Here is a 19,084-nt window from a genome sequence, read left to right as displayed (position 1 = left end):
TACATGTTTTGTTGGTTTCCCATACGAAAAACATATCGCTGCACATAAGGAGAACACACGTGGATATCAAACAATGTCGCTATTTCATCGCGATTGCCGAGGAGAGACAGATCACGGCGGCAGCGCGCAGATTACACATGGCCCAGCCTCCTCTAAGCCAGCAGCTCAAGCTGATGGAAGATGAGCTTGGCGTGGCTTTGTTTGAACGCAAAGGACGCAGTATGGAGCTGACCCAGGCGGGTCGAAGCTTCTATGATTATGCGGTGACGATGACCAAATACATGGAGGAAGCTGTCATGGAGATGCAGAGCTTCCGCTATGGCATTCGCGGTAAGCTCTCGCTTGGCATTAATACCATTTCAGATCGTTTGATTCCGCAAGCGCTCCAGCAATTTCGGACAACACACCCCCAGGTGACCTATAAAATTCAGCAAAATGAATCTGCGCAGCTCTGTCAGCTCTTGGGCGAAGGCAAAATTGAGCTCGCTTGTGTACGAATGCCTGTCCATACAGAGCAATATGAAGTGCTGCATCTACCTCAGGAAGCTCTCTTTTATATTTCTTCCACACCGCTACAATCAGCGGATGAGAGCGGAATTTATTTTCAAAAGTTGGCTGACATCCCTCTCTTGCTTCCCAGTACGGAAGGACTCGGAATGTTCGAACTGATACTGCAGAAATTCCGTGAGCATCACGTAAATCCTTCCATCGCGGGCGAATGCTCGGATATTAACATGTTGCTGGAACTGGTAAGACTTGGTTTTGCAAGCTCTATCGTGCCCCATACGGTATTGCAGTTATATCATGAGCATCCGTTCCATGTTTATCGTATCCAGGATGCGCAATCCACTGTAGATTCTGCGCTTGTGTGGCATCGCAATCGTCATCTGTCCAAACCTGCGCAGCACTTTGTGCAATTGGTTCAGGAGCTGCTGCCTTCTCGCTCGGTTTAGGGTCGAATAGGAAGTCGACCATCGGGGAGGTACCCCACACCTACTAAAAAAGCAGCAGCCTTGCCGGATTTTCATCCGAATAAGACTGCTGCTATTTAATATTCGTTACGCTTTTGCCGTGAACAACAATTCTTGTTCTTTAATCGCTGTACGTCCGGCAGATTCAATTGAGTTGTATTGATGCATGTTCGTAACGATTACCGGAGTGATCGTTGTGTAGCCAGCTTTTTCAATTTCTTCCCGATCGAATTCCATGAGTACATCACCAACGGCAACCTTCGCTCCTGCTTGAACTTTAGGAGAGAAGAATTGACCTTTTAGTTTCACGGTATCAATCCCGATATGAATCAGCATCTCAGCACCATTGTCGCTGACCAAACCAATAGCGTGTCCACTCTTCGACAGCGAGAATACCGTTCCATTGATTGGAGAAACCACACGACCTTCGGATGGCTGAATTGCAAAACCTCTACCCATAATCTCTTCCGAGAATGCAGGGTCTGGAACTTCGCTCAGCGATTTAACTTCACCAGTAATTGGGCTGAACACGTCTTGATTCAATACTTTAGTTTCTTCGATAGCAGTTATTGCGGAAGCCGAAGTCGTTGCTACTGGTGTTGTTGGCGCAGCAGCTGGTGCGGCTTCAGCCGATTGTGGAGCATTGTCTTCTTGGAAACCAAGGATATACGTCAGTATTGCCGCAGCGATGATTGCAATCACACCACCAACCAGAGCATAGATGAGCGTACTAATTGCCGGACTGATAAATGCTGCGATACTTGGCAGACCTACCAGACCTGTAAGTACATAAGCTTTAACATTGACAATCCCCATGAATCCACCTGCAACAGCTCCACCGATCAGGGCTGCAATAAATGGTTTTTTGAATTTCATATTGATCCCGTACATTGCCGGTTCCGTAATCCCCATAATTGCCGTAAGACCTGTGGAATAAGCAAGCGATTTAGTTTTAGCATTTTTCGATCTAAGACCAACACCAAATGCTGCACCACCTTGTGCCAGGTTAGCTGCAAACATCAGTGGAATAATAAAATCGTAACCAAGTGAAGTCATCGAACCAACAATGATCGGCAACAGTGCATAGTGCATTCCTGTAATGATTAGCAGTGACATCGTACCACCAATCAAGATACTAGCGAAGATAGACATGTTGTCGAACAACCAGGAAATACCACCTGACAAGCCATTACCAAGCACCGTACCCAATGGTCCAACCGTCATCAAGGTCAGAGGAACCATAATTAACAGGGTAACCGTTGGAACAATTAAAAGCTTAAGCGAAGCATGTGTAACACGATCAACCGCTTTCTCTACATAGGAAGCAATCCATATTGCGAGAATAATCGGAATAACGGTAGAAGAATAGGTTGCTGCTATAACCTTAATGCCCACAAATGTCGTGTCCCCGTTGGCAAGCAAGGCTGTAATCGTCGGATGCATAATCCCCGCGGCGAGCGCTGCAGCAATATACATATTGCTACCCAGCTTACGTGCCGCACTGATCGCCAGAATAATCGGCAGGAAGTAAAATGCACCATCACCAATAGCGGACAAAATGATATAGGTTGAGCTTGTATCGGACAACCAACCTAGAGCTACTAGGATTGCCACGATCCCTTTGATCATACCGGCACCCGTAATCGCTGGCAAAATCGGCGTAAATATTCCGGAAATAAAGTCGAACAATGCACTTACTGGATTTCTCTTTTTCTTCTCCCCAGTCGAAGCACCGGTTGATCCAGCGTCTGCATTCGGAGATTTGGACATGTTGCCTACCAGTGCATTATACACAACAGGCACATCGTTCCCGATAATGACCTGGAACTGTCCGCCATTCTCCATAACGCCCATAACGCCAGGTGTATTTTTCAGCGTCGCTTTGTCCGCTTTTTTGTTGTCATTCAGGTTAAACCGCAGTCTTGTCATACAGTGCGTGACTTGATCGATGTTCTCTTCGCCACCAACAAGCTTCAGAATATCCTTGGACAATTGTTGTTTATCCATTGTGTTTTGCTCCTTTTATGTGTAATGAAGGTTAAAAAAAAACCTAAACACTGAATAATGACAAAGCAGTTTCAGCTTATCATTATTCAACGTTTAGGTTTTGCCTTTTTTGCAGTAACAATCCCATACTATTCGATTGTTTGTTCCGTTCTAACAACACGTTCAATGTGAATCGTCAGATATAGAATTTCTTCCTTGGATAAGATCCGGTTATAGATCTTACGGGTGTATTCGTTAATCTTAACAGCACAAGCATGTGCCTCAGGATATTGTTTGCTCACCAGGTCATGAAGCGGATTATCTGCTTCCTTATCTTCAATCGCTGTACCTTGCAATACGCGCTGAGCAAAGAACTTCAAATGCGTCAGGAATCGATAATAACTCAGTGAATCCTCATCCAGTTCAATGACAAAGCTGCGTCGTACGATGTTGAGTATATCTTTAACGATATTCGTAATACTGATGGTTTCCCTCATCTCACCATTCATCTGTGCATTTACCAGATGCATGGCGATGAATGCGCATTCGTCTTCGGGAAGCAGGACGCCCAATGTTTCTTCAATAATCTGCAGCGCCTTGAGTCCAATAGCATATTCCTTGCGGTACATGCGCTTGATCTCCCAGAACAATGCGTTACGAATCTGCAAGCCCTGACGATGCCGGTCAATGGCAAAATGAATATGATCCGTCAGTGAAATGTAGATGCTCTCATGAAGCTTCTCACCCAACACGGTCTCGGCGTAACGGATAATCTCATCCGAGCATTCAACATATTCAACTGGAATATCAGACAGAAGCGTTTTCAGTTTCTGCGATACTTCCTTGCTTTCCAATGAGAATATTTTTTCGACCAGACTGTCGTCTATCGTTTCACCAGTATGCTTTTTGAAGGCTATGCCTCGTCCCATGACGACCAGTTCGTTTCCTCCCGGATCAATCACAGTAACTACGTTGTTGTTCAGCACCTTCTCAATTTTCATTTCTTCACATCACCTTGCACCGTCAAAGTAGTAAAAGGCAAAACCAAAACAGGTCATAAAACACATGCCCGCTTCTGGTTTTGCCTGATTGAACAGTAACAATCCAGTATTCATTAGCCTTAGGCCCATCTTACCATATAATTATCTATCTGACAATGTTTTTGTGAAAGCGGTTAATGTGCTTAAATACGACACAAGAAGATGCTACCCATATATGTCTTTAGAACTAGAAATTAATGGTTATCGGATTTTAGACTTGCGCCTTTTGTACCAATAACTTCTTTGTACCAATGGAATGATTTTTTCTTGTAACGATTCAGTGTACCCGTTCCATCGTTATTGCGATCCACATAGATAAAGCCATAACGTTTCTTCATCTCTGCTGTGGATGCACTCACCAGATCGATGCAGCCCCATGAGGTATAACCCATAACTTCAACGCCGTCTTCAATCGCTTCTCCCACTTGTACCAAGTGATCATTCAGATATTGAATCCGGTAATCATCATTCACCGTTTTATTGCCATTTTCATCTGTGATCAGCTCATCAGCCGCACCCAAACCATTTTCGACAATAAACAACGGTTTTTGATATCGGTCCCAGTATTTATTCAGCGTCACGCGCAGGCCTTGCGGATCAATCTGCCAACCCCACTCACTTGCTTTGAGATAAGGATTCTGTACCCCTGCAAACAGATTTCCTTTACCTTCAACACGCTTCTGTGGGTCACCTGTCTCACAAATGCTTACATAGTAACTGAACGAGATGAAGTCCACCGTATGTTTCAGGATTTCAGCATCGCCATCTTCAAACTTGATGTTGATATTATTCGCTTTGAAGTAACGATTGATGTATTTCGGATAATAGCCACGTGCATGAATATCGGCAAAGATGTCATTGCGCTGTTCCGCATGCATTGCAGCTACCACATCATCCGGATTTGGTGTCAACGGATAGGTTGGCATGCTGAGTACCATACAGCCAATCTTCGCTCCAGGCATGATCTCATGTCCCAGTTTGACAGCCAGCGCACTTGCCACCAGCTCATGGTGGATTGCCTGATACAGATCCTGTTTGGAGAGTTCGGATTTGGGCGTGTAAATCCCGCCGCTCATGAATGGTTCCTCCAGAATAGAGTTAATTTCATTGAACGTCAGCCAATACTTCACTTTGCCTTTGAAACGGTTAAACAGGACGGTTACATAACGCTCATAAAACTCGATCATTTTACGGTTAACCCAGCCGTCATATGTTTTGGACAAATGCAGTGGTGTCTCATAATGAGAGATCGTTACGAGCGGTTCAATCCCGTATTTGTGGCACTCGTCAAACAGATCATCGTAGAACTGCAAACCTTTTTCGTTTGGCTCCAACTCATCACCTTTAGGGAAAATACGGGACCAGGCGATGGAGGTACGGAACACTTTGAATCCCATCTCAGCAAACAGCTTAACGTCCTCTTTGTAACGGTTGTAGAAATCAATACCGATCAATTTCAAGTTATCCTCTGTCGGTCCTTCCGTTCTTGGCGTCGTAATCCCATGTGGCATTACATCCTGAACAGACAGCCCTTTGCCATCGGTATTGTAAGCTCCTTCGAGCTGATTGGCTGCGACTGCGCCGCCCCATAGAAAATCCTTCGGAAATGGTGTTGTCATCTCTGTCATCCTCTCTGGTTACGTTATGTTCATTCTTTGTTAAAACAGTTGCCCCTATGCCCGTGATCACATCAAAAAGCGGACAATGCACCAACTAAAAGGGCTTCAGATCAGATGAGCTACCGATAGCCTGCTTTAATGTTGGGTTTTGCCCGCTTATGCGGTAACAATCCCGAATAGCCTAATGATATGAAGCAATCCGGGTTCAAGATAAGATACAGGAATCAGGCCAATTACAGCTGCTCACCATTGCTGGCGATTACGTTTTTGTACCAGTCAAACGAATCTTTTTTCGAACGTTTAAGTGTTCCGTTACCTTCGTCATCCAGATCCACATAGATGAATCCATAACGTTTGGACATTTCTGACGTGGACATGCTCACGAGGTCAATCGGGCCCCATGCTGTAAATCCAATCAGATCTACACCGTCCTTGATCGCTTCTTTCATTTGTTCAATGTGTTTTTTCAGATAATCCACGCGGTAGGAGTCATGAATGGAACCATCCTCTTCCACGCGATCATATGCACCCAGACCATTCTCAACAATAAACAATGGTTTTTGGTAACGATCCCAGAAGTTATTCAACGTTACGCGCAGACCAATTGGATCGATCTCCCAACCCCAATCGGAAGCTTCGAGATAAGGGTTTTTGACGCCACCAGTCAGGTTACCCGTTGTTTCTTCTTTGTCGGCAGAAGCCGATTTGGTTACCGACATGTAATAGCTGAAGGAGATGAAATCCACTGTGTTGTTGAGCAAAATTTCATCATCGCCTGCTTCTTTCTGAATCACGATGTTGTTTTCTTCAAAATAACGAGCCATGTAGTTCGGGTATTGACCACGAGCATGCATATCCGTGAAGAAGAGGTTAATCTGATTCTCATGTTGCGCCAGTCGAACATCTACCGGGTTACAGGTCGCCGGGTACGTTTCCATACGTGCGAGCATACAGCCCACTTGGGAACCAGGAATAATCTGATGGGCAAGCTTGGTTACCAGTGCACTTGCTACAAATTGGTGATGCAGCGCTTGATACGTCGTTTGCAATTGGTTGTCCACTTTATCGATCAGGATACCGCCGCCAGTGTATGGGCTAAACAGCATAACGTTAATTTCATTGAACGTCAGCCAGTATTTCACTTTATTTTTATAACGATTGAACACGGTTTCTGCATATCTCACATAGTGCCCGATCACTTCACGGCCTGCCCAGCCATTGTATTTCTGTGTCAGACCCAGCGGAGTTTCGTAGTGAGACAAGGTTACCAACGGTTCAATGCCATATTTCAACAGTTCGTCGAAGACGTTGTCATAGAATTTCAGGCCAGCTTCGTTCGGCTCTTGATCATAACCGTTCGGGAAGATACGTGCCCAGTGAATGGACAAACGGAATACCTTAAAGCCCATTTCGGCAAACAATGCGATATCTTCTTTATAGTGATGATAGAAATCAATACCAAAACGTTTAGGGAAACGTTCTTCAATTTTGCCGGAGAGAATCTCTTCAATTCGTGTAGAGGAGATTTCCATGGCATGTCCACCTGTACGCTTCTCTTTGGGAACATGCGCAATCATATCCGCAGTAGAGAGACCTTTGCCGTCCTGATCGAATGCACCTTCCAATTGGTTGGCAGCTGTAGCGCCTCCCCACAGGAAGTTTTCGGGGAATCCTTTTTTTGCCGTGGTCATAACGAACAACCTCTTTTCGAATTTTATTTGGGTTTTTCCGGGATAAAGTGGCTGTATTTCAAGCCAAAAAACAAGAAAAACCTAAACTCAAGGTAAAATAGCTCGCAAAAAAAGAGCCTTCATTTCACCATCAGTTTAGGTTTTGCCTGTCTTCACAGTTACAATCCATCAAAAGATGTTATTGCGTATTCTGTTGTTTTCTCTTGTAATGTAAGCGTAACATATCTATTTTGCAAAATCAACTTTCCGCTCCATCCACTCACTGACCATGATATTCCCCTTTCATACTCATGTACCGTAAATCATCATAAAAAAGTGATTTTTAACAAATTAGGTGTACAATCCAGCACCGAAGCTGTTTCAATTGCCAGCCGTCTGTCTTATCTATAAAGGTACCCCTATAGATTCCTATAGGTGGTAAACACGAACATCTGTGCTAAGCTTTTTAGGTACGCACGATTACAGAGAGACAAAGAGAACACACACACATTTTCAGGAGGGTAATATGTCTATTCCAAAAAAAGCTTCATTGTTTGCCATGTTGATTATGATTTTGTTGGTTGCTTCAGCCTGCGGCGACAAAGCGGATAACAACGCCAAAACGAATGAATCCACTACAACGGAAACCACTGCCGGCACAGATACAGACACAGCCAAGACGGAAGATACGGAAAACACAGAAAGCTCTGAAGCATCCACTTCTGAGTCCAAGGAAACAGATAACTCCAAAGAAGTTGAATTGGGAACTACGGAAAAAGGCTCTTATAACAATGACTATTTCGGTGTATCACTGAAATTCCCGGAAGCTTGGGAGTTCCAGGATGCAGACGGCATGAACGAGCTGACGAGCGCTTCCTCTGAGGCTATTGCTGGAGACGATGAAACGAAGAAAAAACAAATTGAACTATCTCAGGCCAAAACACTGAACCTGTTGATGGCTTCACAATATCCATTGGATGGAGGACAGGTTGGTCCTTCCGCTATGGCGATTGCTGAAAAAGTAAGCCTGCTGCAAGGCATTCGCACAGGTAAAGATTATCTGGAAGCAACGAAGAAATTTATGGTGGACAGCCAGTTCCCTTATGAATACAAAGAATTCACAACCGAAACCATCGGTGGCAAAGAGATGGACCTGATGCAAATCACGATGGATGCGGGTAATGGTTCAACCATTACGCAAGATTACTACAGTACGATTATTGAAGGTTATGCGTTTAACTTCATCTTCACATATCTGGATGACACAACGAAGGCCGAGATCGATACCATTAAGAAATCTGTTCAGTTCAAGTAATATATCCACCGTGCCTGCCGGGCATGGAATAGAACCCCGCGCAATGATCTTCCATAGATCACTGCCGGGGTTCATTTTGTAGTGAAGTTGTTGAATGTTTCACCTTATCCGGAAATCGCCACCCAATGCCCCTCTTTTACTTCCACCCACCTGGACTGCTCCAGATTATAGCGATCTTCTACTTCTACCGTTTCTCGCGGTGTTTCACTCACAGGATGACGTTTTTTCATCGTCTCCACAGCCGGGTCCGGAACCGGGATGGCCGACAACAATGCCTTTGTGTATGCATGCTGAGGGTTCGAATAGAGCTCTTCACTTTCTGCTAACTCCACAATCTTCCCGTTATACATGACAGCAACACGATCACTGATATGTTTCACCATGGACAGGTCATGTGCGATGAACAGGTATGTAAGACCGAGTCGCTGCTGCAACTCTTCAAGCAGCTGTACAATCTGGGCCTGAATGGACACATCCAGCGCAGACAACGGCTCGTCACATACAATAAATTCGGGTTCCACGGCCAGCGCACGAGCAATTCCGATCCGCTGCCGTTGTCCACCTGAAAATTCATGAGGATAACGCTGGGCATGAGCCGGATCGAGGCCGACCATCTCCAGCAATTCCTCCACACGCTTTTCCCGTTCAGCGGGACTGCCGGCAAGACCGTGAATATCCAAGGCTTCCCCAATAATGTCCATGATTCTAAATTTCGGATTAAGCGACGCATACGGGTCCTGGAAAATAATCTGCATATGCCGTCTCATCGTTTTCATCTCTGAGGCAGAAAGGCGATTGAGTGGTACTCCCTTAAACAGGACGTCCCCACCTGTAGGCTCATGCAGTCGCAGAATGGCTCGACCTGTAGTCGATTTCCCGCTGCCCGATTCGCCCACGACCCCAAGTGTCTCCCCCTGCCGAATCTCGAAACTGATATCGTTCACAGCTTTTAAGGTGTTGCCTTTGCCCAGATTAAAGTGCTGTCTGAGGGACTTCACCTCCAACAGAGGCTGATCATCCTCCAGATTGCGTGGCACCAACGAAACGAGTTTCGGCTTTTTCTTCTCATCTAATCGAGGCAATGCATTTAGCAGTCTGGACGTATATGGATGCTTCGGATTTGCAAAAATCTCTGTAGTTGTCCCGGATTCCACAATCTGCCCGTCTTTCATGACCACGACCCGATCACACATGCCTGCCACTACGCCGAGATCATGGGTAATCAGAATAATGGAAGTGCCCAGCCGTGCTTGCATATCTTTCATCAAATTAAGAATTTGGGCCTGAATGGTTACATCAAGCGCAGTTGTGGGTTCATCTGCGATCAGCAATTCAGGCCGGCAAGCAAGAGCAATGGCAATCATCACCCGCTGACGCATACCTCCGGAAAATTCATGTGGATACTGATTGAAACGTATTTCACTCCGGGTGATACCAACCAGCTCCAGCATGGCGATCGCCTGCTTCTTCGCTTCTCCTCTGGATAACTTCTGATGTTTAATCAGACTTTCGGTGATCTGTTTCCCTATTTTAATAGTCGGATTAAGAGAGCTCATAGGGTCCTGAAAGATCATGCCGATATCACGGCCACGAATACTTTCCATCTCTTTTTGCGTTTTATGGACCAAATCTACCCCTTTGAACAGAATCTCACCCTTTTTCATCTGCGAAGGAGGAGATGCAAGTAGTCTCATAATGGAACGTGCCGTCACACTCTTCCCACTGCCGGATTCCCCTACAATGCCAAGGGTTTCCCCTTTTCGCACTTCAAAACTGACTTCCTTCACCGCCTGAAATTCACTCTCTCCGGAATGAAAAGAAACGGACAACTCATTTACTTTCAGCAAAGGTTGCATCTGATCACCAGCCCTCATCCATATTTTCACATGTGCTCATATGTATACTCTTCCATACCTTGACAATTGAATAGACTCTAAATAATATATACTATATCAATCGGAATAATGCAATTTAAAATCAAATGAAAGGAGGCTCGCATGGTTTGAATCTTGCAAAAGGCAGCAAAATGTCACAGCTTGTATACACCCTGGGTTTTATTTATGGCAAAATGCTGCTTCATCCCTCCTATCGATATGTTCTATTTATTCTCGGACTGCCCGTTAATCTGATTGTACTTCTGGTCTGGCAATCCAGAAAAAAAAAGGATGGCTGGGCCCTGGTTCAACAGGCTGTTGAGCGTGATATGCTATCCAGTTCTTATCGGGATAAACTTCGGACGGACGTGAAAGAACAGTTGAGGCGTAAACACCGTTTCTTTCAGCAGCAAGTTAGTAAGGCTGAGTTTGAGCGTCAGACGGAGGAGTGGCTGGAGGAATCCGTTCAGAAGGAGTTAAAGGAACGAACGTTCAGCAAGCTTCAGGAACAGGGGAAACAGCGCCTGACGATGGCGGATACGTTCCAATCCCTGATTGATAAACCGTGGTTTCTTGCGGCATCGGTTATTCCGGGCTGTCTGATGTACGCCATGATGCTGTTGTATGGCAATCCTTATCTAAAGTACATATTTGAAAGAATTCTGATGACGGTATTCGTCATCCTGGGTGTAGCTACACTTGTCTTCACCATCTTATACCTGTCTCCATTCAATCCGGCAGCCAACATTCTCGGAGAGACGGCGACACAGGAACAGATCACGGCTTTCAACCATGTGTATGGCCTGGATCAGCCCTACCTTGTCCAACTCTGGAACAATATCAAGGGCATAGCACTGTTAGATCTCGGCAAATCTTTTTCAGGGAATGAAGATGTCACGGCTACGATCGCCAGAAAGTTCCCAATCACGTTAACACTGGCCGTTATCTCCTTGCTGCTTGCCCTTGTCATTGCATTGCCCATTGGGATTATCTCGGCGATCAAGCCCAATTCACTGTTTGATTACACATTCATGTTTATTGCATTGATTGGATTATCGATTCCGAATTTCTGGCAAGGACTTATTTTCATCCTGAATTTCTCGATCAAGCTGCAGTGGCTTCCCGCTACCTTCAATCCGCAGAACTGGCTCTCTATTATTATGCCAACAATAGTTCTCGGAACCGGATTAACCGCTGCAGTAGCCCGTATGACCCGTTCTTCCACGCTGGAAGTTATTCATGAGGACTACGTGATGACTGCCCGTGCAAAAGGGTTAAGCGAACGACATGTCATGCTGAAACATGCTGTACGTAATGCATTAATTCCAATTGTAACCGTGGTTGGCCTGCAATTCGGAGGCATGCTTGGAGGGGCGGCAGTAACGGAGAAAGTGTTTAATATTAGCGGGCTCGGCAGCTACATTGTGGATAAACAATTTATACCCGATATTCCGAGTATTATGGGCGGAGTAGTGTACACAGCGATCACGATCTCCATTATTAATGTGGTGGTAGATCTTCTCTACGCTTTTATTGACCCGCGGGTACGTTCCAAGATGAAACAATATTAAAGCAGGTGCATGATGACAAAATCGGGTTCACTCACACAAGAAATGCGTTTTCGACTTAAGTCTTCACAGGAGTACAGTCAGGCGAGCTTCGCCTGGGTCACTTCCCTTCTCTTGTCGATGTTACTGTTATTCAACATCTATGACTGGAGCCTCCAGGTGTTCAGGCCATTTCTGCTGACAGCACTCGGAATCTATCTATTTTTCACGCTGGTCCAGAGTGTGCTGACGCTCCGGATTCGGAGAGACCTGATTCGGCAGGGCACAATCTCTTTGCTGACTCGCAGACTCGCCTGGGTCCAGCTGCTGGGCATCGTTTCCGGCAATATCTTTATCGTAACGGCCGCTTTTCACCTGATCAAAAAGACAAAGAGCATTGAGTATACATTTGCGGTGTATATGCTGCTGACCCAGCTGTTCGTTATTGGGGTCTCGGCACTCAATATATTCAAACCGTATGTTGCGGATACGTTTTTGCCAGCCATGGCGGCGCTGCTGTTTATCCTGGTGATTGATTTGGTTGTGCTGTTTATCGTATCCCGAAATACCTCAGCCTCGATCATCCCGCGCTGGATGCTGGGCGTAAGTACGATACTCATCCTGACTTCGGTCACAGGCAATGTGTTCGCACTGCTGCTGGGTATTTCCATCATTGGACGAATTCGCAGACAGGGTAAACAAAAATCCAACTTCTGGAATGATCTGTGGGAGCGTCTCGCTCCGAATGTCACAGCAATGTCCGGTTTGTTTTTTATCATTTTCCTGTTCTCGATATCGATTTGCAGCTTCTTTACTTTTGATTACAGCATGGCTGTAGAAAATAACTACTCGGCCTTGCTTCAGTCCCCATCGCTCGCCTATCCCTTGGGGACGGATGACTTTGGACGGTGTTTATTTTCCCGGATTGTATTCGGAGCCCGTATATCGTTGATCGTGGGATTCATGTCCACTCTGATTCCGGTATTGATCGGTGGAATTCTGGGAGCATTCTCGGGATTCTACGGAAGACACACGGACAATATCATCATGCGACTGCTGGATATTCTCTATGCCATTCCAGGTATTCTGCTCGCCATCGCCATCATTGCGGCGTTCGGGGCCAATACGATCAATCTGATTCTGGCACTCAGCCTGGGCTCGATTCCAACCTATGCACGAACCATGAGGGCCAGCGTGCTCTATGTATCTACTTTTGAATTTGTTGAAGCTGCACGCGCACTGGGTTACAACAATCGTTCTATTATTTTTAAACATATCATTCCGAATTCGCTCGCACCCATGATTATCAAGTCTACGCTCACCATCGGCGGGGCGGTCATCGCCACCAGCAGTTTAAGTTATCTGGGGCTCGGCGTGGAGCCGCATATTCCCGAGTGGGGCAACATTCTCAAGCTGGGCAGCACGTATCTGGAAACCCATTCGTATCTGGCCATCTATCCAGGTCTGGCGATCATTCTGCTCGTGCTCTCGTTCAACTTTCTGGGAGACGGTCTGCGCGATGCGCTTGATCCGAAACTGGAAAAGATCTAAATTACCATTTTCAACTCAATTTGAATTCCATTGAATATGAACTTATCTGGAGGTATTTTCATGAAAAAACGTACGTTGATAGCATTACTATTGATTCTCGTCCTTGTGGTCTCCGGTTGCAATGTGAAGACCAAGACGGAATCCCAATCGGAAACCACTCCTTCGGATACAACGGAGAATTCGCAAAACCAAAAACCAGTGGACATCGAATTACTGGCTCAGAGCTCTTCCGAAAATGACGTGAATATTATCCGCGACCAGCTCACCAAGAATGGCTTCAATGTTAAGCTGAATCTGCAGCCAGATTACGGCAGCTACAAATCCCAACAGGATGCAGGCAATTATGATATTGCCCTGTCCAGCTGGACAACCGTTACCGGAAACCCGGATTATGCAGTCCGTTCTCTTTTCAAAACAGGTGGGGATTACAGCATTCTGGCTGATGAGGAAATCGATAAGCTTATTGACCAGGCCGCTACTCAGACTCCGGACGAATACAAGGATACATATAAACAATTGGAGGATCGATTGGTAACCGATCAAGCCTATATCGCTCCGCTGTACATTTCCCTGAAAAGTCAGGCTGTGAACAAAGACATTCTGAATGCAGACACCGTTCGTCTGTCCAAATCCCGTGCCATGGCGTGGGAACCGATTGAATTCAAAGACAGCTCCAAAAATACAAAAGAACCATTAATTCTGACACAAACCGCTTCCGTCCTGACTTCCCTTGACCCGATCAAAGGAAATGACGGTTCCATCAACCAATTGAACACCAACATGTATGTACGTCTCGTTAACCTGACGGATGACGATCAACTGACAGCAGACGGATCACTCTCCCACAATTTCAGTATTGCAGAAGGAAATTCGGAGTATTATTTCATTCTCAGAGACGATATCAACTTTGCGAAGATTGAACATAAAAAAGCTGTAGATACGGGTGAACGTGTCGGTGCAGATGATGTCATTTTCTCTCTTGATCGCGCCAAAAACAAAGATTCCGTACCGGATCACCGGACATACAGCCTTCACGAACATATCAAGGAGGCCGAGTTGGTAACGGATCTAAGTTCCCTGGAATCCATTCAGCAATCCAGCGGCGGAGGTTCGATTAAAGAAGCATTGGAACAAGGGCTTGGCACCCAAATTACGGAACTGGTCACCGACAAAAATAAAGCCGATAATGCTGCCGGCAAGTATCAGGTCGTGAAACTCACAACCACGGAACCTTTCCCGCAAGTATTGAACTATCTGGCCCACCAATCTGCTGGCATTGTGTCCAAAAAGCAGGTGGAGAGCATCAATACGTATGATGTGGCTTCGTTTGATGTGAATAAGGACATTCCTTACGGCGATCAGAATACGGTGACAGAAGGCGCTGCATACAACAACACTCTGTATGCCAGCGGCCCATATATTTTGGCCTATAAAAATGATTATGAAGGTGTATTCTATCAGAACCCCGGCTACCGTATAGGCTCTGAATATGCACCCAAGATTTCTCAGGTGAATGTCCGTTTCATCTCGGATGCCGATAGTGCGCTGTCTGCTCTTCGCAGTAGCGAAATCCACTTATACTACGGGGTACCTGAAACGAAGTATGACATTATCAAAGGTGACAGCAAATTGCACTTACAGAGCATTCCGAGCAATGCGGTTTCCTATCTGTTGTTCAACACAGCCAATCGGGAAGTTGCCAAGAGCAGTGACCTGAGAAAAGCCGTACTGTACTCCATCAATCAGGATGACATTTTGCAGTTCTACAAAAACAATAAACTTAAGGCATACTCTACCGTAAGTCCACTCGTGCAGACCGGGAATGAATTGAAGTCCGATCCGGCAAAAGTGAAGGAATTCTTGAGCGCCTACCAGGCCTCCAAGTAACAATAAAGATAAACGTCTGTCAGCTGGATCACTCCAAGATCCGGATAACAGACGTTTTATTTTATAGAGAGAATTAGATTATGATGAGCAGTCTGCCTTGTATCTTCGCTGTATGCCAGGCAACAGAGTAACAATCTGGATCCCCACTCCCCAGGCAAAATAGACCAGATGGATAACAGATACATGCTGGAGCCAGTATACCTGCACCATAATCCAGATGATCAGAGCAAATCCTGTATATAACGAGAACGTCCATCCCCAATATTGATTCGGGAAAAGATTCAGTTTTTCACCTATTCCCCAGTGAGTGTGACGAATGAGTGCAATCGCAATGATCATCGGTACAACGCCGAGAACCAACAATAGTATAATTCCCGGGATCAAAAAACTGCCAAACGGGGAATGCTCCAACAACGAAGGCGGCATACCGACGAGACTTCCCGATGGATCAATAATGAGAACTCCCCCTCCAATAATTGCACCGATGCCCAACAGCCCCTGCATTATAATGAGCACCCACGATCTTTCAGGTCCACATTTATGCTTCCTTTCATCATCATCACCATCACCGTTCTTCATCCCTCACCCTCCAGACATGTTATACAGATTTTGATGAATGTTTCACTTCATTTTCACATATGGAGAAGACAGATCCTGTGCTCTTTCTCACTCAAATGGTCCCCAAAAATTCGATTTTGGTAAAACTTGATAAAAGAACGTACGTTCGGTATAATGAAGATATACTTAATGAGCGAGAGGCAGATATGGACGACAAATTTATTAAGGAATTGCGCGAGATTGGTCGGGATGACAGACGAAGATCCGAATTTATGATCCAAGGCATGAAAGAAACACTGCAGGGAAGAAAAGAAGAAGGTATTTTCAAGCGCTGGATACGGCGTAAGAAAACAGAGAAGAAAATTTCACAACGGTTTAATCAGGATCCCTCATCGGATCAAAAGTAAACACATAAAAAGGAGGCGGAATACGCCTCCTTTATTATTTATCTGAGCGTTCTGTTTGTTAAAATCTCATATGTGAATCGTTCGGAAAGAACTGCATCTGAGTCAATTGCGATATGTCTATGTTCAACCTTATTTTACGGCAGTATGGCAAATGAACGGACTGGAAAACCGGACGCCCTTTCAGCCTTGGGTACGATATTGAAGATCACTGCACCTTTGGCCGGAACCTGATCCAGATTCGTTAACAGCTCTACCTGATATGTATCCTGGGCAAGTACATAATATTCCGCCAGAAGCGACCCGTTCTTTTGATAATCCACGGCTGAATCGGTATCGAAGGTTTCATGACCAATCGCCTGTATTTTTCTTTCCTCGAATAAAAACATTAGCGCACTGACTGACCATCCGGGTGCATGACTATTTCCCTCTGCATCCTTGTTGTCGAAGGCTTCATGACTGGGCCAGCGTTTGCTCCAATCGGTACGCAGTGCTACAAAGCTGCCAGCTTCAATCACACCATGCTCTTTTTCAAACTCAAGAATATGCTCGACATCCAGCGTGAAATCCGGATTGCTCTCTACAGCCTCAGATTGATCAATGACTACCAGTGGTAGCACAAGCTCCTTCAACCCCAATTCATCCAGATAACGGGTATCACGCACAAAGTGAATCGGTGCATCCAGATGCGTACCATATTGTCCGGGAAACCTGAAACTCTGGGCAAAGAAGCCTTGATCGTGATTAAACAACGTATCGAATTGTGCCGCAGCAAAAGCTGAGAAATGTGGAGATTCCGGTCCAAACGTATGAGTCAGATCAACCCACTTTTTTTCTTTTAATAATTGAATCGCTTGAATGAGTTCATTGGACATCCGAATCACCTCATACATAGAATGGAATAAATTCCTCCTATTATATCTTATTCCACCCCATGCGAAAATATCGAAATACCAGCTATTTGATAGAATTCATTAACTCGAAAAAGTATTTTGGATCATGAGTCTGATATAGATTGAACCATGAATCTAAAGTCTCCGGTGTAAATACATCCAGTACCTTCAATACATGCATCGCGAATTCCAACGGTGCTATGCCTGATGCAGTAACCAAATTGTCATCCGTTACGGCCGGAACCCTCTTATAGTATTTTTCTCCCATGTAATGTGGACAAATCATTTTCAAATAGTCCAGATCGTTGCTTGTATGACTTCTGGAGTCTAACAATCCCATCCTTGCGAGTCCAACGGTTGCCCCACAAATTGCCGCAACAATATGACCCTGTTCTAATGATGTCGCAGCTTTTTTCAATATCGGTTCGTGAATGGTTTCCATCCAAGTATCTCCACCCGGAAGAACCAACACATCCGTGCTTTCTAACATACACTCATCCACAGAAACGCGAGGCAATATGTCCATCCCTCCCATGGTAGTCACCGGACTTTTATCAACACCCACGGTAACCACTTCTATCGGCGCCAGCCCTTTTCTAAAATATCTTCCCGAGTTTAGTTCAGCAATTAAATAACCTACCTCCCAATCTGACATCGTATTAAATACATAAAGATACACTTTTTTGGTATGCATAATGCACCCCCTTCTATTTGATACCCCTATTATAAAAAAACTTTACTGACATCTTCCGTCAGTAAAGTTTTTAAATTTGATAATAATTAGCGGTAATCCTCATCTATTCTACTCGAATGACCAGTTTCCCGCGTGTATGATGGGTTTCGCTTTTATCGTGCGCTTCACGCAGTCCTTGTTCACTTAAGGGGTATGTCTCATCAATGATGGGTCTCAGTTTGCCCTCAGCAGCGAGCTCAGCCAACTGATCAAGTTGGTCCCCTTTGGGTTCCATCATGAACACGTTGGCGGTTACACCTGCTTCCTTAGCCAGCGTTTCATCCGGTTGTTCCACAAGCGATACCAGATGTGCACCGGGCTTTAATACCTTGAAGCTATCACGTTGAATGTCCCCACCCATCGTGTCCAGCACGACATCATAACCGGAGAGAATCTCCGAGAAGTCTTCTTTTTTATAATTGATAAAATGATCCACACCCAGCGAACGGAGCAATTCCTCATTCGATTCACTTGCGGTGGAAGCCACTTCAGCGCCAAGATATTTGGCGATCTGAATGGCATAGGTTCCTACACCACCTGCTCCCGCGTGAATGAGAACCTTCTGTCCTTTGGCAAGCCGTCCATGGTCAACAAGTGCCTGCCAGGCCGTCATGGCTGCTAATGGTATAGCAGCTGCTTCCTCGAAGCTCAGTTTCTCTGGAATACGGGCAATGATGTCCGCATCCACGGCCACATATTCTGCATAGGTTCCGAAATGACGAGGACGGGCAAATACACGATCTCCCGCTCTGAACCTCGCCACATTGGAACCCGCTTCTTCTACCGTACCGGCGACATCCCCGCCCAATATGAGTGGGAAAGAATCCACAGCCTCTTTCATATGACCTTGTCTGACTTTAAAATCCACCGGGTTAACAGAAGTAGCATGAATGCGGATCAGCACCTGATTTACTCCACATGTCGGCTTGGTCATTTCTTTTTCCTTCAATTGTTCTGCTCCACCGAACTCTTCAATTACAATGGCTTTCATTAGAGATACCAGCCTTTCCATAGGATTATCGTTATGCTCTCCTTC

15 protein-coding genes are annotated in these 19,084 nt (G+C 45.4%); 6 read left to right on the top strand and 9 right to left on the bottom strand.

Translation table 11 applies throughout. From position 1 onward, the window contains the following. Window positions 1-59: 59 nt before the first annotated feature. Window positions 60-953: a LysR family transcriptional regulator gene (locus P5G61_RS00615; protein WP_301243355.1), complete on the top strand. Its 894-nt coding sequence runs from the start codon at window positions 60-62 to the stop codon at window positions 951-953. A 105-nt stretch (window positions 954-1,058) separates the two neighbouring features. Here the strand turns inward: P5G61_RS00615 and P5G61_RS00610 are convergent, their stop codons facing one another. The 4 genes from P5G61_RS00610 to P5G61_RS00595 all read right to left on the bottom strand — a co-directional run bounded on the left by P5G61_RS00610 (window position 1,059) and on the right by P5G61_RS00595 (window position 7,307). Beyond that, entirely contained in the window at window positions 1,059-2,978 is a 1,920-nt protein-coding gene (locus P5G61_RS00610) for a beta-glucoside-specific PTS transporter subunit IIABC (RefSeq protein ID WP_301243352.1), read from the bottom strand. 128 nt (window positions 2,979-3,106) lie between these two features. After that, window positions 3,107-3,958, bottom strand: coding sequence for a BglG family transcription antiterminator LicT (gene licT, locus P5G61_RS00605; protein WP_301243350.1), 852 nt, complete (start codon window positions 3,956-3,958; stop codon window positions 3,107-3,109). 233 nt (window positions 3,959-4,191) lie between these two features. Beyond that, a complete protein-coding gene (locus tag P5G61_RS00600) occupies window positions 4,192-5,616 on the bottom strand; it encodes a glycoside hydrolase family 1 protein (RefSeq protein ID WP_301243348.1) in 1,425 nt (474 codons plus the stop codon). A gap of 233 nt (window positions 5,617-5,849) precedes the next feature. After that, complete coding sequence (locus P5G61_RS00595; RefSeq protein WP_301243346.1) at window positions 5,850-7,307, bottom strand: glycoside hydrolase family 1 protein; 1,458 nt, start codon at window positions 7,305-7,307, stop codon at window positions 5,850-5,852. A gap of 505 nt (window positions 7,308-7,812) precedes the next feature. On the opposite strand from P5G61_RS00595, the gene P5G61_RS00590 reads away from it, so the two are divergent. Further along, the gene (locus P5G61_RS00590; protein ID WP_301243344.1) at window positions 7,813-8,601 is read left to right on the top strand and encodes a hypothetical protein; all 789 of its coding nucleotides are present in this window, start codon (window positions 7,813-7,815) and stop codon (window positions 8,599-8,601) included. Window positions 8,602-8,705: 104 nt separating this feature from the next. Here P5G61_RS00590 and P5G61_RS00585 read toward each other — a convergent pair whose 3' ends face one another. Then, window positions 8,706-10,457, bottom strand: a complete 1,752-nt coding sequence (locus tag P5G61_RS00585) for an ABC transporter ATP-binding protein (RefSeq protein WP_301243342.1) — start codon at window positions 10,455-10,457, stop codon at window positions 8,706-8,708. Window positions 10,458-10,603: 146 nt separating this feature from the next. On the opposite strand from P5G61_RS00585, the gene P5G61_RS00580 reads away from it, so the two are divergent. The 3 genes from P5G61_RS00580 to P5G61_RS00570 are packed head-to-tail and all read left to right on the top strand — an operon-like array spanning window position 10,604 to window position 15,460. After that, window positions 10,604-12,046 carry an ABC transporter permease gene (locus P5G61_RS00580; protein WP_301243340.1) on the top strand — a complete coding sequence of 481 codons (1,443 nt, stop codon included), beginning with the start codon at window positions 10,604-10,606 and terminating at the stop codon, window positions 12,044-12,046. Between the two features lie 12 nt (window positions 12,047-12,058). Then, on the top strand, window positions 12,059-13,573 hold the full coding sequence (locus P5G61_RS00575) for an ABC transporter permease (protein ID WP_435874012.1): 1,515 nt from the start codon (window positions 12,059-12,061) through the stop codon (window positions 13,571-13,573). Between the two features lie 60 nt (window positions 13,574-13,633). Beyond that, on the top strand, window positions 13,634-15,460 hold the full coding sequence (locus P5G61_RS00570; RefSeq protein WP_301243336.1) for an ABC transporter substrate-binding protein: 1,827 nt from the start codon (window positions 13,634-13,636) through the stop codon (window positions 15,458-15,460). Between the two features lie 78 nt (window positions 15,461-15,538). Here P5G61_RS00570 and P5G61_RS00565 read toward each other — a convergent pair whose 3' ends face one another. Next, a complete protein-coding gene (locus tag P5G61_RS00565; RefSeq protein WP_301243334.1) occupies window positions 15,539-16,039 on the bottom strand; it encodes a hypothetical protein in 501 nt (166 codons plus the stop codon). 185 nt (window positions 16,040-16,224) lie between these two features. Between P5G61_RS00565 and P5G61_RS00560 the strand changes: the two genes are divergently transcribed. After that, window positions 16,225-16,425: a hypothetical protein gene (locus P5G61_RS00560; protein WP_094936863.1), complete on the top strand. Its 201-nt coding sequence runs from the start codon at window positions 16,225-16,227 to the stop codon at window positions 16,423-16,425. Window positions 16,426-16,559: 134 nt separating this feature from the next. On the opposite strand, the gene P5G61_RS00555 is transcribed toward P5G61_RS00560, so the two are convergent. The 3 genes from P5G61_RS00555 to P5G61_RS00545 form a co-directional block, all read right to left on the bottom strand. Beyond that, window positions 16,560-17,297, bottom strand: coding sequence for a cyclase family protein (locus P5G61_RS00555; RefSeq protein WP_301243331.1), 738 nt, complete (start codon window positions 17,295-17,297; stop codon window positions 16,560-16,562). An 82-nt stretch (window positions 17,298-17,379) separates the two neighbouring features. Continuing rightward, the gene (locus P5G61_RS00550) at window positions 17,380-18,009 is read right to left on the bottom strand and encodes a type 1 glutamine amidotransferase family protein (protein WP_301243329.1); all 630 of its coding nucleotides are present in this window, start codon (window positions 18,007-18,009) and stop codon (window positions 17,380-17,382) included. Between the two features lie 103 nt (window positions 18,010-18,112). Next, window positions 18,113-19,039, bottom strand: a complete 927-nt coding sequence (locus P5G61_RS00545) for an NADP-dependent oxidoreductase (RefSeq protein WP_301243327.1) — start codon at window positions 19,037-19,039, stop codon at window positions 18,113-18,115. Window positions 19,040-19,084: the final 45 nt, after the last annotated feature.

The organism is Paenibacillus vandeheii (assembly GCF_030433635.1).
Lineage (GTDB): Bacteria > Bacillota > Bacilli > Paenibacillales > Paenibacillaceae > Paenibacillus > Paenibacillus vandeheii.
Note: the sequence above shows the minus strand (reverse complement) of the source record. Positions and strands in the feature narration are given on the sequence as shown.

Coding starts and splice junctions, on each gene's coding strand:
- P5G61_RS00570 (WP_301243336.1), top strand. CDS start 13,634: ATGAAAAAACGTACGTTGATAGCATTACTATTGATTCTCGTCCTTGTG.
- P5G61_RS00565 (WP_301243334.1), bottom strand. CDS start 16,039: ATGAAGAACGGTGATGGTGATGATGATGAAAGGAAGCATAAATGTGGA.
- P5G61_RS00595 (WP_301243346.1), bottom strand. CDS start 7,307: ATGACCACGGCAAAAAAAGGATTCCCCGAAAACTTCCTGTGGGGAGGC.
- P5G61_RS00600 (WP_301243348.1), bottom strand. CDS start 5,616: ATGACAACACCATTTCCGAAGGATTTTCTATGGGGCGGCGCAGTCGCA.
- licT (WP_301243350.1), bottom strand. CDS start 3,958: ATGAAAATTGAGAAGGTGCTGAACAACAACGTAGTTACTGTGATTGAT.
- P5G61_RS00560 (WP_094936863.1), top strand. CDS start 16,225: ATGGACGACAAATTTATTAAGGAATTGCGCGAGATTGGTCGGGATGAC.
- P5G61_RS00610 (WP_301243352.1), bottom strand. CDS start 2,978: ATGGATAAACAACAATTGTCCAAGGATATTCTGAAGCTTGTTGGTGGC.
- P5G61_RS00555 (WP_301243331.1), bottom strand. CDS start 17,297: ATGTCCAATGAACTCATTCAAGCGATTCAATTATTAAAAGAAAAAAAG.
- P5G61_RS00545 (WP_301243327.1), bottom strand. CDS start 19,039: ATGAAAGCCATTGTAATTGAAGAGTTCGGTGGAGCAGAACAATTGAAG.
- P5G61_RS00575 (WP_435874012.1), top strand. CDS start 12,059: ATGACAAAATCGGGTTCACTCACACAAGAAATGCGTTTTCGACTTAAG.
- P5G61_RS00590 (WP_301243344.1), top strand. CDS start 7,813: ATGTCTATTCCAAAAAAAGCTTCATTGTTTGCCATGTTGATTATGATT.
- P5G61_RS00550 (WP_301243329.1), bottom strand. CDS start 18,009: ATGCATACCAAAAAAGTGTATCTTTATGTATTTAATACGATGTCAGAT.
- P5G61_RS00585 (WP_301243342.1), bottom strand. CDS start 10,457: ATGCAACCTTTGCTGAAAGTAAATGAGTTGTCCGTTTCTTTTCATTCC.